The organism is Alcaligenes sp. SMD-FA (assembly GCF_025960365.1).
GTDB classification, from domain to species: domain Bacteria; phylum Pseudomonadota; class Gammaproteobacteria; order Burkholderiales; family Burkholderiaceae_B; genus Alcaligenes; species Alcaligenes aquatilis.
This window is the reverse complement of record NZ_CP110108.1, coordinates 3277046-3290043: the sequence shown is the minus strand read 5'-3', so window position 1 is coordinate 3290043 and position 12998 is coordinate 3277046. Positions and strand designations below refer to the sequence as shown.

Annotated in this window: 8 protein-coding genes; 6 read left to right on the top strand and 2 right to left on the bottom strand. The window is 57.6% G+C overall.

The genetic code is table 11. From position 1 onward, the window contains the following. The first annotated feature begins 3 nt into the window (after nucleotides 1–3). The 5 genes from OKX01_RS15215 to OKX01_RS15195 all read left to right on the top strand — a co-directional run bounded on the left by OKX01_RS15215 (nucleotide 4) and on the right by OKX01_RS15195 (nucleotide 6451). Entirely contained in the window at nucleotides 4–1188 is a 1185-nt protein-coding gene (locus tag OKX01_RS15215) for a xanthine dehydrogenase family Fe-S subunit (RefSeq protein WP_264672023.1), read from the top strand. A gap of 255 nt (nucleotides 1189–1443) precedes the next feature. Continuing rightward, nucleotides 1444–2052, top strand: a complete 609-nt coding sequence (locus OKX01_RS15210) for a TRAP transporter small permease subunit (RefSeq protein ID WP_162988186.1) — start codon at nucleotides 1444–1446, stop codon at nucleotides 2050–2052. A gap of 11 nt (nucleotides 2053–2063) precedes the next feature. Then, on the top strand, nucleotides 2064–3740 hold the full coding sequence (locus OKX01_RS15205; RefSeq protein ID WP_094198425.1) for a TRAP transporter large permease: 1677 nt from the start codon (nucleotides 2064–2066) through the stop codon (nucleotides 3738–3740). 15 nt (nucleotides 3741–3755) lie between these two features. Further along, complete coding sequence (locus OKX01_RS15200) at nucleotides 3756–4778, top strand: XdhC family protein (RefSeq protein ID WP_108728609.1); 1023 nt, start codon at nucleotides 3756–3758, stop codon at nucleotides 4776–4778. Between the two features lie 188 nt (nucleotides 4779–4966). Next, entirely contained in the window at nucleotides 4967–6451 is a 1485-nt protein-coding gene (locus tag OKX01_RS15195) for an NAD(P)H-hydrate dehydratase (protein WP_108728610.1), read from the top strand. A 3-nt stretch (nucleotides 6452–6454) separates the two neighbouring features. Here OKX01_RS15195 and OKX01_RS15190 read toward each other — a convergent pair whose 3' ends face one another. Then, nucleotides 6455–7378, bottom strand: a complete 924-nt coding sequence (locus tag OKX01_RS15190; RefSeq protein WP_264672022.1) for an EamA family transporter — start codon at nucleotides 7376–7378, stop codon at nucleotides 6455–6457. Between the two features lie 152 nt (nucleotides 7379–7530). On the opposite strand from OKX01_RS15190, the gene OKX01_RS15185 reads away from it, so the two are divergent. Then, a complete protein-coding gene (locus OKX01_RS15185) occupies nucleotides 7531–9135 on the top strand; it encodes a phospholipase D family protein (protein WP_319802191.1) in 1605 nt (534 codons plus the stop codon). 93 nt (nucleotides 9136–9228) lie between these two features. On the opposite strand, the gene OKX01_RS15180 is transcribed toward OKX01_RS15185, so the two are convergent. Next, nucleotides 9229–12840, bottom strand: coding sequence for an AAA family ATPase (locus tag OKX01_RS15180; RefSeq protein ID WP_264672021.1), 3612 nt, complete (start codon nucleotides 12838–12840; stop codon nucleotides 9229–9231). Between the last annotated feature and the right edge of the window lie 158 nt (nucleotides 12841–12998).

Genomic DNA, 12998 nt, shown 5'->3' with positions numbered 1-12998 from the left:
GACATGGCAGAAATCTCGATTCAAGTTAATGGTCGCCAGCAAAAGCACGAGGCCGAACCGCGTACCCATCTGGGTGATTTCATCCGCGAGAAAAGCCGTTTGACCGGCACCAATCTGAGCTGTGAGCACGGTGTGTGCGGTGCATGTACGGTGCTGGTGGATGGTCGTCCGGTGCGCTCCTGCATTACTTTTGCCGGCGCTTGCGATGGGCACGAAGTCACCACCGTAGAGGGCTACGACGACGACCCGATCATGAGCCGTCTGCGTACCGCTTTTTCGGAAAAACATGCTTTGCAATGCGGCTTCTGTACGCCTGGCATGTTGGCCACCAGCCGCGATATCGTGCTGCGTTTGCCCGACGCAGACGAAGCCCGTGTGCGCATTGAACTGTCCGGCAATATTTGCCGCTGTACCGGCTATCAAGGCATTACGGCTGCCATCCTGTCCGTGCTGCAAGCCCTGCGCGATCAGCCCGATGCCCAGGTAGATGCCTTGCGCGCCGCTGTGGTGCAAAACGTGCAGCAAGACTGGAACCAGAACGGTTTTACGACGTTTGACGCTGTCCAGGAAGACGTGCAAGCGCCCGCTCCGGTGGCCGCTGCACCCGCCGCGTCCGGTCGTGCCGACAAGGGCAAAGGCCAAGCCATTCAAGGTGGTTTTGATGCCCGTTTCCCGGCCGATCAGGTGTGGGCTTTCATGAAGGATTTGCCCAAAGTGGCGGGCTGTCTGCCCGGCGCGATGATCGAGTCTCAGGAAGGGGCCACGGTACAAGGCAAGATCGCCATCAAGTTTGGCCCCATGTCGGCTGCCTTCAAGGGCAATGCCACGTTGGAAGAAGACAACGAACGCCGTGCCGCCGTGCTGCGCGGTGAGGGCGTGGACTCCTTGAGCCAATCGCGTGCGCGTGGCGATGTCAGCTTTCAGGTCAATCCGGATGGCCCAGAGCGCAGCCGCGTGGAAGTGGAACTGGTGTATTCGCTGCAAGGGCCACTGGCGCAGTTTTCGCGCTCCGGGCTGGTTCAGGATTTCGTGCGCCGCATGATTGCGGAGTTCGGCAAGAACGTAAACCTGCGCCTGGAAAAACCGCTGGCAGAAGGCGAGGAGCCCGTCGTGGCCGAGTTCAATCCGGTCAAGATGTTTTTCAGCATTTTGTGGGACCGCTTCAAGGGACTTTTCCGGCGCGCCTAAGTGCGTAGACGACGCAAGACGATAAATAGAACGGGGGCAAGGAAAGAGAGGGCGGGGCGTATCGCTGTGGGCAGGCGCAGGCGCCTGTCAATCGGGGTCGCCTGCTTGTCAGGCGCCTGGGGTATGGCCGGCCAAGCCCTACAAGAGTGCGCCACCCGTTTCGGTCTTGGTGGATACCAACTAGGGCCTGTTAACGCGCTTTGCTTACATCGTGTGAACAGACCCTTATTTCAACGCAGAAAATCTGGGGGATTGATGCAATTACTACTCAAACTATCAAGGGCGATCGACAGCCTGAATCAGCTCTGTGGCCGAGTGGTCATGTGGGTGGTTCTGCTGGTTGTGGTGATCAGCTCCTATAACGCCTTTGCGCGCAAATTTTTCGATATCAGCTCCAATGCCTGGCTGGAAGTGCAATGGTATCTGTTCGGTGCGCTTTTTCTGCTGACGGGCGGCTACACCTTCTTGCGCAATGAGCATGTACGCGTCGATGTGCTGGCCTCACGCCTGTCCGAGCGCAAACAAATAGTGATCGAAGCCGTGTGTGTGGTGCTGTTCATGTTGCCTGCCTGTCTTGCCATCATGATCTTGTCCTGGCCGGTGTTCATGGACTCTTACCTGACTCAGGAAGTGTCTTCCAACTCCGGTGGCTTGATTCGCTGGCCCGCCAAATTGATTATTCCCATTGGTTTTGCCCTGATTTCGCTGCAGGGGATCTCGCATCTGATCAAGTGCATTGGTTTTTTGCGTGGCGCTTGTCCCAACCCCAACAAGAAGTTGCAGAACAAAACGTCTGAAGAATTGCTGGCTGAAGAAATTGCACGGCAAGCCCAGGCCAAGTTAGCGCATCAACACAAAGGCTGAACCCGATCATGATGGATTTATTTATCGCTAATATGGCGCCGGTGATGTTTGCATCACTGATTGTTTTCTTGCTGCTGGGCTTTCCGGTGGCCTTCGCGCTGGCCGCCAACGGGATGGTGTTCGGTCTGATCGGCGTGGAAATGGGCCTGTTCAACTGGTCCCTGTTCCAGGCCTTGCCGCTGCGGGTATTTGGGATCATGGCCAACGATACCTTGCTGGCGATTCCCTTCTTTACTTTCATGGGGCTGATTCTGGAGAGGTCGGGCATGGCGGAAGACCTGCTCGATACGATTGGTCAGCTCTTTGGCTCCATGCCGGGTGGCCTGGCCATTGCTGTGGTGTTTGTGGGGGCCATGCTGGCTGCCACCACGGGGGTGGTGTCGGCGTCGGTTATTTCCATGGGCCTGATCTCCTTGCCCATCATGCTGCGTTACGGCTACAGCCGACGATTGGCGACCGGGGTAATTGCGGCGTCAGGGACCTTGTCGCAGATCATTCCGCCCTCTCTGGTGCTGATTGTGCTGGCTGATCAGTTGGGTCGCTCGGTTGGCGATATGTACCGTGGAGCCATGGTGCCAGGCTTGGTGTTGACCTGCTCTTATCTGCTTTATGTTTTGATTCTGGCTGTCTTGCGCCCGAAGGACGTGCCTCCGATTCCTGCCGAGCATCGTACTTACTCGCAGGCCAATGGCCGTTCGGGTACACGCTCCTTGTGCGTGCTGTTGTTGATCTCGCTGGTGGCCGGTTATGTGCTGGATGAGTTTTGGGTTGATCCCAATGGTCCGGTAGACGAGAAGGTCGTTATTTGCATCTTGCTGGTGGGCGGCGTGGCCTTTGTCATGGCGCTGATCAACAAATGGCTGAAGCTGGGCCTGCTGTCGGTGTTGGCCGAACGCGTGGTGTTTGTCATGATTCCGCCCCTGGGCCTGATCTTTCTGGTGCTGGGGACCATCTTTCTGGGTATCGCAACACCAACCGAAGGGGGGGCCATGGGCGCGGTGGGGGCGATCCTGATGGCGGTCAGCCGTCGTCGTTTGAGTATTGATCTGCTCAAGCAAGCCATGGATACCACCGCCAAGCTGTCTTGCTTTGTGATGTTCATTCTGATCGGTTCCACCATTTTCTCGCTGACCTTCCGGGGTGTCGATGGCGATCTGTGGGTGGAGCACCTGCTGCTTGACCTGCCCGGCGGTGAATACGGCTTTCTGATTCTGGTCAGTGTGCTGGTGTTTGTGCTGGCTTTTTTCCTGGATTTCTTCGAGCTGGCTTTTATCATCGTGCCGTTGTTGGGGCCGGTGGCCGACAAGATGGGCATCGATTTAATCTGGTTTGGTGTGCTCTTAGCCGTTAATATGCAAACATCCTTTATGCATCCACCATTTGGCTTCTCACTATTTTATTTGCGCTCGGTGGCGCCCAAGGATGAGTACGTCGATAAAGTGACCCAGAAGAAGATTCCAGGTGTGGCCACAGGCGATATTTACTGGGGCTCCGTACCCTTTATCTGCATCCAGATTGTCATGATTGCCGTGGTGTTGCTATTCCCAGGCATGGTGACGCATTACAAGGGCACGGGTGTGACCGTGGATCCTAGTACGGTCAAGATCGAGATGCAGGCTGAATACGGTGCGGACTTGAATCCGTTTGGTGATTCGGGTGACGGCGGTGGTATGCCGGTATTCAAGTAAACACAGGAGACACCTATGGAGAGTCTGGATGTCAGGGTATTGCGCCAGTTGCACGCGTGGCGCGCACAAGGACGTGATGCGATCCTGGTCACGGTTGTGCAGACCTGGGGCTCGTCCCCCCGTCCAGAGGGCTCCATCATGGCTCTGGAGAAGGGCGGGGCGGTGGTCGGATCGGTTTCAGGTGGGTGTATCGAGGATGATCTGATCCGCGCCTATCACGACCCGGACGGGGCGGATAAACGCCTGCATGGTGATGGCCGTCCCCAGTTGCTGACGTATGGCGTCAGTGCGGATGAGGCGCATCGCTTTGGCCTGCCTTGCGGTGGGACGATCCGGCTGCTGGTGGAGTTCAATCCCTGCCCCCAAGCGCTGTCGGACCTGCTCGGTTTGCTGGAGCAACGTCATCTGGTGCAACGCCATGTGGACCTGCACACTGGTCGTGCCTGGGGCAGTGCCACCCGTGTTCCGGCGGCTTTGCAGTTTAGCCAGGATTGTCTGTCTGTGACCTTTGGGCCGTCTTATCGACTCTTGTTGATCGGCGGCGGGCAACTGTCTGAATATGTGGCGACCATTGCCTTGTTCAATGGCTTTGATGTGACGGTCTGCGATCCGCGCCGTGAGCATATTCAAGGCTGGAGCGTGGCGGGGGTACGCGTGGTCAGCGGGATGCCGGATGACGAGGTGATTGCCTGCGTGCCGGATCGGCGCACGGCTATTGTGGCCCTGACGCACGATCCCAAGCTGGACGATATGGCCTTGCTGGAGGCGCTCAAAAGCAGTGCCTTTTATGTGGGGGCGATTGGCTCACGACGTAATAACCAAAGTCGTCGTGAGCGCCTGGCCGAGTACTTTGACCTGACGGCCCAGGAGATCGACAAGCTCAAAGGCCCGATTGGTTTGTACATAGGCAGCAAGACCCCGGCGGAGATTGCTGTCAGCATCATGGCCGAGATCATTGCGGTCAAGAACGGGGTGCAGGTGCCACGCGAGTTGTCAGTAGGCTCTGTCAAGGATAGACAAGAGCAGTTGTCGGCCTAGAGACGGGCTTGCGTGACAGTTCTGCATTCAGACAATTCGCACTAAGATAAGAGAACGGGCGGCGACCCGTTCTTTTTTTGTCTCCGGGCCGCCCAGGACCTGACGCCTGCTGTTGTCAGCAGGCCGCCAGCGGGTGACAAGCCCGTGCAGCGTAGGCACGTTTTGATTTCTGTCTTTGTGAGCCCCTCATGCCCTTTGTGTCCCAGTATGGTTTTTTGCCCCTGAGTGCCCCCCCAGGAAAGGAGGCTCTGTACAACCCGGCACAGTGCGCCAGCATGGATGCGGCGGCACCGGGTTTTGGGGTATCTATCGAGCAATTGATGCAGGCCGCTGCCAGTGCAGTGGCGCGTACCGTGCAGCGACACTGGCCGCAAGGAGCCGTCCTGTTCTTGTGCGGGCCGGGCAATAACGGCGGTGATGCCTTGGTGGCCGCGCAGATTCTGCGTGAGCAAGGGCGAGTGGTTTCCGTGTTCAGCCTGGTGGACCCGTCCGTGCGACAGGGGACAGCAGCTTGGGCGCAAAGCCAGTGGCAAGGCCGCTGGGAAAGACAATGTCCGGATTTCCGACGTTTTTCCGTGGTGGTCGATGGTTTACTGGGTGCGGGTTTGGACCGCGACGTAGAAGGCGACACCGCCGCCTTGATCCAGTCCCTGGCGGCTTCCAAGGTTCCTGTTTGTGCCATTGACGTGCCTTCGGGTCTGGATGGTGCCAGCGGGCAGGTACGAGGTGTGCTCGCCCCTGCCACGGTGACGGTCAGCTTTGTCCGTTATAAGCCGGGCCATGTTCTGTATCCGGGGCGAACCCTATGCGGCAAGTTGGAATTGGCCGACATCGGTATGCCAGCGCCAGCCTTGCAACAGGCCAATACCTGGTTGAATGAACCGGCCTTGTGGCAGGCTCATCTGCCGCAGTTGGGGGCCCAGAGCCATAAGTACACGCGTGGGCATGCCTTGGTGGTCGGGGGCGAACAGATGACCGGAGCCAGCCGTCTGGCAGCGCGTGCCGCGCAACGCGCAGGGGCAGGGCTGGTCAGCATGGCCGTGCCACCTTCGGTCTGGCCGGTGTATGCCGGCGCATTGGACAGCATCATGGTGGCTCCCCTTGATGACACCTTGACCACGGACGAGCGTATTCGCGCCTGGCTGATCGGGCCGGGGGCAGGCTTGGGCGAGCAAACCCGTCGCCTGACCCTGGCCTTGCTGGCTACCGAGCGGCCTTGTGTATTGGACGCCGATGCCATCAGCAGCTTTGCAGAGCAGCCGCAGGAATTGCTCGATGCCTTGCATGAGCAATGTGTACTGACCCCCCATGCAGGAGAGTTCGCCCGCGTCTTTGAAACTGCACCGGATCGGTTGGAGGCGGCGCGTTTGGCCGCTCGACAATGCGGTGCCGTGCTGGTTCTGAAGGGTGCGGATACTGTCATCGCTGCGCCGGATGGGCGGGCCTTGATCAATGCCTGCGCACCGCCCTGGCTGGCCACTGGGGGCAGCGGGGATGTCTTGGCAGGCCTTGTCTGCGGTCTGCTGACCCAGGGCATGCCTGCTTTTGAGGCAGCGGGTGCCGCTGTTTGGCTGCATTCACAAGCCGCCCTGGAGTTTGGTCCCGGCCTGATTCCGGAGGATTTGATCGCCGTGCTGCCGCGTGTTTGGCAGCGCCTTCTATCCAGGGCCTAAGGCTTACTTGCGTGGGGAGCGTTGGTAGGCCAGCGCCACAATCCCGCTTAGCACCACCGCTCCACCCAGCAATTGAGTGGAGTTCAAGGTCTGTTTTAAAATCAGCCAGCCCAGAATCAGGGATGCCACCGGCTCCATGTTCATGAAGGGCGCATTGCGTGTCATGTCCAGGCGAGGCGCCAGCACAAACAGGGTGACAAAGCCCGTGGTGTACAGCACACAGACCAGGAGCAGGGCAATCCAGCCTGTGGCGTCATGGGGCAGGGAGGAACCACCGGGCAGCAGTCCCAGAGGGCTGAGCGCAATCAGACAGACCAGCGTTTGGCTGATGGTGCAGAAACTGCGTACCAGACCGGGCAGAGGGGCCAGTTTATTTTCGGTAACCCACAGACCCATCGCAAAAGTCAGGGCGGTCAGCAGGCTGCACACGACACCCAGCACCCATTGCTCGTCCAGCGTTGCGCCCTGGATCAGGCTGGGGACATCCAGTGCCAGCAGCAGGCCAATCAGAATGGCCACCATGATGATGGAGGTTTTGCGAGTCGGTTTGTGACCGCCCAGCAGCCAGGTCAGCAGGGCCAACAGAATCGGGTACATATTGGCCACCAGCAAGGCCAGGGCGACAGGGATGCGGGCGATGGAAGAGTAGATCAGCATGCACTGCATGGTGATCAGCGCGCCCAGCAGCAGTTGCCAGCCTAGATACTGGCGCGGCACATGCAAGGCTTGTTTGCGCCAGATGAGCAGCATGCTTAAGGCCAGAGTGGCTACGGCCGAACGAAAAATAACCGAGATGATCAGCCCGGTACCATGGTCCAGTGCGACTTTGGCTGCAATATGGTTGGCAGCAAAGGAGCTGCCCAGCATCAACAGCAAAATAATGGCAAGGTGGCGAGGCAGTAAGGCAGGGGATGTTGCGGGGGGCATGCTACTTGTTTCAGGTTTAAAGTATGGGTGGTTGCTTTATTGTTGTCCGCCCTGTCACTTGCTGCAAGTGTTGATTGCACATCGAGGTCCATATCCCTAAGGTCGGCGGTGCTACTATGTGGAGCGATGTCCATGACCACAGAGATGACTCCATGAAAATCGATCCCGCCAAGAAGCCGACGATATCCCGTCCCACGGGGCAAGCGCCGTCCTTCTTTTGGCGCAGCTTAATTGCGGGTGGAGCCTTGCTGGCTGGCCTGACAGGCTGCGCGCTGCCCTCGCTGGAGGGCCGTAGCCAGAGTGAGGCTTTGCCGCTGGATCAGGCCCGGGACACCATGATTGGTCAAGCGGTCACCCCCCTGGTGCAGCAGCATCCAGGCTTGACGGGTATTTACCCTTTGTTTGATCCGCACGATGCGTATGCCGCCCGCGCCTTGCTGGCCTTTGCCGCCCAGAAAACGCTGGATGTGCAGTATTACATTTGGCGGGGTGATACCACTGGCACCTTGATGCTGGGCACTTTGTTGCAAGCGGCGGAGCGTGGCGTGCGCGTACGTTTGTTGATTGACGACAATGGCATTACGGGGTTGGATGATTCTTTATCTGCCTTGAATGCCCATCCCAATATCGAAGTGCGCCTGTTCAACCCCTTTGTGTTGCGCTGGCCTAAATCCCTGGGCTTTCTGATGGATTTTTCCCGTCTGAACCGGCGCATGCACAACAAGTCCTTTACCGTCGATAACCAGGTCACCATTATTGGTGGACGCAATGTGGGTGATGAGTATTTCGGCGCGACCCAGGACGTGTTGTTTGCAGACCTGGACGTGATGGCCATTGGTGCCGTGGTACAGGATGTCTCCAAGGATTTCGACCGCTACTGGGCCAGTCAGTCGGCCTATCCGGTCGATACTCTGATCAAAACAGGTGGTTCGCAAGCACTGGTGACGTTTCAGGCGCAGTTGCAAGAGGCTCAGGAGCAGCCACGCGCCAAGGATTATCAGCAGGTGCTGCGTGAATCGGATTTGGTCAGCCATCTGGTGCGCGGCGAGCTGGATTTCCAGTGGGCGCGTACCACCATGATCAGTGATGACCCGGCCAAGGCTTTGGGCCCGGTCAATCCGGAGCAGTTGATGGTCTGGCAAATGGACCATGTGCTGGGCAAACCCACCAGTCAGGTCGATCTGGTGTCCTCTTATTTTGTGCCTACGGCGGCGGGCGTACGCGCTTTTGAGGCGATGATGCAACGGCCTGGCATGAAGGTGCGTGTTTTGACCAACTCTTTGGCGGCTACGGACGTAGCTGCGGTGCATGCGGGCTATGCGAAGCGACGCAAAGCCTTGCTGGAGGCAGGGGTGCAGTTGCTGGAGCTGCGGCCCACCACGGACAAACCTACCCGTCATGGCTCGGGGCCATTTGGCAGTTCGGGCTCGGCCCTGCATGCCAAGACGTTTGCCGTGGATGGCAAACGCTTGTTTGTGGGGTCCTTTAATTTCGATCCGCGTTCGGTCAATTTGAATACGGAACTGGGCTTTATTATCGAAAGCCCTGAAATGGCGCAAGCCTTGTCCAGGAGCTTTGAGGAAGTCTTGCCTTACCGTAGCTATCGTGTCGAACTGGATGATAATGGCGACCTGGTATGGATTCAGTTAAACGAAGACGGTACCGAGCGCTTTTTTACCTCCGAGCCCAATGCCAGCATCTGGCGGCGAGCCGGAGTCGGAGTCTTGTCTGTCCTGCCGATCGAGTGGCTGCTGTAAGCCAGATTTGTTTATCGACTATTGATGTGCCATGCCCCCAAGGACAAGGCGAAGTCCTTGGGGGCATGTAAATCAGGCTGCATTTTTTGCTAACTAGACTTTGAGCCTTTGCACCGCCTGTCTGCGTGTCTGAATCCAGTCTGTGTAGCGGTGCAGGCCGTATTTTTCCATGTGTTGTTCAGCCAGATTCCATTCCTGCAAGGCTTGTGCATTTTCACCCAGCGCCATCCAGGCATCACCACGTACGCAGTGCAGCTCCGCACGTAAACTGTTTGTGTCATAGCGCAGGCCCTGAGCGGCGGCCTTGTCCAGCCAGGGCATGGCCTCATTGCTGCGTCCCAGGCGAATCATGGCGCGGGCAATTCGGCACATCAGACCATCGGCGCTGATGGGCAGCCCGTACTGCGCCGTCTGTACGCAATCGAGTAGTGATTGCAGGCTGGTTTCCCGACCCTGCAGCATCACCTGGCAATAGTGCAGGTAAGAGCGGCTAAGCGCAGACCATGGCTCGGGGTTATGCGACCTTTGTAGCTCTTGCAAGGACAACTCGGCCACTTGCTGACAGTGTTCAAGCTGTTCCATCAGATAGTGGGCCTGCATCACGAATAAATGAGTGATGGCACGCAGGGAAAATGCGGTGTCTGAACGCAGGCTTTGCAAGGCGAGATGAGCGTGCTGCTGTGCCGCCTCCATATCGCCTTTCAAGGCCAAAGCCACGCTCAGGGTGCCAAAGGTAATGGATTGCGGGAAGTGCTCGGCAATGGCCAGACGGCTGTTCTGTTCCTTCAGGTCATCAAAGACGGCCAGGCTCAGGTTCAGTGTCTGGATGGCATTGGTGACATTTCCCTTCCATAGTTCGTGCTGACCAATTGCATATAAAGCCCAACTGCGGTTTTGATCGTGGCTGGTTTCATTGGCCAGGGCCAGCAGTTGGCGCGCTTTTTGCAAAGCTTGTTCAAAATTACCTTGGGCTTGAAAGGCCGTCCAGGCTGTCCATAAACTGATCATGACCTGATCGGAGTCATGCTCGTCATGCAAGCCATGCCCCAATTCATAAGCCATGGCGGTAGACGCTGAGGCCGGGCCATACAGGGACGATTCAATGGCGCCTTGCAGCATGCGGCATTCAAACTGCAGGGTTTGGCGTACCTGCAGGTCGTCGATCAGGTCGCTGCGGTTCAAGCAGCGTTGCAGATATTGGCTGGCCTGACGCAGGTCGTCTTGTGCCAAGGCTTCGCGGGCGGCACGTTGCCACCAAAATGCGGCCTCCGCGCTGTCAGCTTCGCACAGGTGCCAAGCAATTTGCTCGGGTGCATGACGACGGCGTATACCGTGCTGGGCAATGGCGTAGTGGGCCTGGCGCAACTCTTCGTGCATGGCCACGCGTTTCAGTGCCTGGGAGACCAGGGGAAGACAGGATACTTGCTTGTCATGTACATCGATCAAATCCAGCGTAGCCAGCGTATCCAGGCCACCGCTCAAGGTTGTGCCCTCCAGACGCAACATCAGGGCCAGCTCGTCAATGGCGATGGGTTCCTCCTGCAAGGCAATGCTGGTCAGAATGTGGCGTGTTGCGGGCAAGAGGCTGTGGTATTGGGTACAGATCAGGTCGGTCAGACACAAGGCATCGTTGCATTCGCTATTGAGTTCGTGGCAGCGCAGCAGCTCATGGGCGTGGCCCGGGTTGCCCGCACTTAACTTAACCAGGCGGCTGCGTTTATCACGCGCCAGTCGCTGGCCGCGCTGATTGCTCAGCAAGCTGTTGATGCTGGAGCGATCCAGCGTAGGCAAGCTCAGGTGCTCGGCACGCTCCAGACCATGACCAGGTTTGCGGCTGGTCGTGAGCAATAGTGTCGGGTGACGGGGGGCCGTGTGTGCCAGCAAGCGGATCAGGCGTTGTGTAGGCGGGTCGGCCCATTGCACGTTTTCAATAATCAGTAAGCGACGGCGAGGCGAATTGCCTGTGCCACTGAGCAGGTTGAACAGCAAGTCCATGTGAGCGGTGGATGGCTCGTTTAGTTCTTGCTCTTCAGGGCCATGGTTTAACCATTGGTGCAGGGACTGGGCCTGTTTGGGGCTGATTTCCAGCGTTTCTTGCAAGATTTGAACGGAAAAGGGATCGTGCTGCTTGCCATTTTGCGAGGTGATGTAATCGGCAATTTGCTCGTGCAGCCAGAGGCGAATTGGGTGCCAGGCCACACGACGCTTGTCTTCACGACAAGTGAGCATAATGCAGGGGTGGGCGGTTTTTTGTACATAGTCCGCCAGAGACTGCACCAGCAGACTTTTGCCAATATGCGCGCGACCATGAATGGCGATGTGATGCAAGGTGCGATTCGAGCCGATATGTGACCAGGCTTGCACCAGATGATCGAACTCTTGTGACCGACCATAAACGCGGCTGGTCAAACGCGCGTGGTCTGTGTCGGAGGGGCTTAGGTTCAGCCACAGGGCCTCATTTTGGCGACCTGCAGAGGGTTGAATATCTTTGCTGGCCAGACGTAGGGCAGCCTGTGCGCTGATGCGTGGTGCACCGGGAGCGGCCTGCCAGCTCAAGGGCAAGACGACTTGTGCCAATTGACCCCAGGGGTCTGGGCAGGCGCTTTGATCGTCCATGGCCAGATCGGCATGAAGGGCGATGCTCAGCGTAATGTGCTCATCCAGGCGCAGGGTCGCGGCAACGCGTGCCAATACGACCGCCTGAGTGATGGGTGACTCCAGCAATTCTGGATACCCAAAATAAGCGATCAACTGATTGGGGCCAGCTTCACAGGGCCAGGCGCCATGTTGTTCGATCAAATGTCGCAACGTCTGGCGGCTTTGCTCCAGCAGTTGACCTCCCCTTTCGCGGGCGTGGCGGTGGCTGGGTTCAAAGCGCAGGCACAAACCCACTGCCGCCAAGGGACGCAACTGCAGGCTGACTTTCGTCGACAAGGATTTGACCGGGCTGGACGCCGAGCGCACGGGCAGATCCACCAAGTTGCGCGTCTGGGCGCTGGGCTCGCAGCCCAGACGGTCGGCCAGCAAGACGGAGCATTGTTCGTAAGCATGCAGGGCGGCTTCGTGCTGGCCTTCTTGTTTGAGCAGACGAATTAGTTCTTGGTGCAGTTTTTCTTCTTCAGGCCAGATCACAAGCCAGCGTTTAAGGTAGCTGATTGCTTGTGGTGTGGGCAAAGATCTCAGACCGGACTGTATATACCGGTCACGACATTGAGACAGGGTTTGCCGAATAGTGTGTTGTGTATCCTGCAACCAGTCTTGCAACTGTTCGCCATGATGCAGTTTCACTTGTCCCAGCAAGGGGCCCTGATACAGATTCAGACGCTCCAGATCGCTAAGGGCGGGCTGGCTGGGGTGTTGCAGCAGGCTGAGCACATCCACTTGGGCACGGTTGGGGTCCAGCGCCAGGGTGTCATTGGTAATGTGCAGGGCCCGGTCACACCCCTCAAAGGCGCGGCGCAAGGCATGCAGCGCATGGCGCAAACGAGCACGGCCTACACTGATGGGGTCTTCATGCCAGATCGTTTCGGCCAGACGGCTGCGGCTGATTGGTTTGCCCTGCGCTAAAGCCAGTATGGACAATAAAATACGCGCTTTATCGTAATTAATGATTTGTGCGCGGCATTGTCCTTGAACCAGGAGTCGGTAGGAACCGAGTAGGTAAATTTGGGCCAAGTGCGAGGCAGAGGAAGGCAAAACATCCATGGGCTCGGGCTCGTATCAAGAGTTAAGCAATGATTGGGATAATGTATCCGATCCGTTTAATTTCCGTTTGCCAACTTTTGCGAAAATAAACGCCTTGCTTGTTCAAGATTAAACCTTTTTGGGATATCTCCGGCTTATCGCCTCGCAGGCTATGATGT

What these genes read in the sequence shown, in the direction of transcription:
- OKX01_RS15215 (WP_264672023.1), top strand. Translation starts at nt 4, where the DNA reads ATGGCAGAAATCTCGATTCAAGTTAATGGTCGCCAGCAAAAGCACGAG.
- OKX01_RS15210 (WP_162988186.1), top strand. Translation starts at nt 1,444, where the DNA reads ATGCAATTACTACTCAAACTATCAAGGGCGATCGACAGCCTGAATCAG.
- OKX01_RS15205 (WP_094198425.1), top strand. Translation starts at nt 2,064, where the DNA reads ATGGATTTATTTATCGCTAATATGGCGCCGGTGATGTTTGCATCACTG.
- OKX01_RS15200 (WP_108728609.1), top strand. Translation starts at nt 3,756, where the DNA reads ATGGAGAGTCTGGATGTCAGGGTATTGCGCCAGTTGCACGCGTGGCGC.
- OKX01_RS15195 (WP_108728610.1), top strand. Translation starts at nt 4,967, where the DNA reads ATGCCCTTTGTGTCCCAGTATGGTTTTTTGCCCCTGAGTGCCCCCCCA.
- OKX01_RS15190 (WP_264672022.1), bottom strand. Translation starts at nt 7,378, where the DNA reads ATGCCCCCCGCAACATCCCCTGCCTTACTGCCTCGCCACCTTGCCATT.
- OKX01_RS15185 (WP_319802191.1), top strand. Translation starts at nt 7,531, where the DNA reads ATGAAAATCGATCCCGCCAAGAAGCCGACGATATCCCGTCCCACGGGG.
- OKX01_RS15180 (WP_264672021.1), bottom strand. Translation starts at nt 12,840, where the DNA reads ATGGATGTTTTGCCTTCCTCTGCCTCGCACTTGGCCCAAATTTACCTA.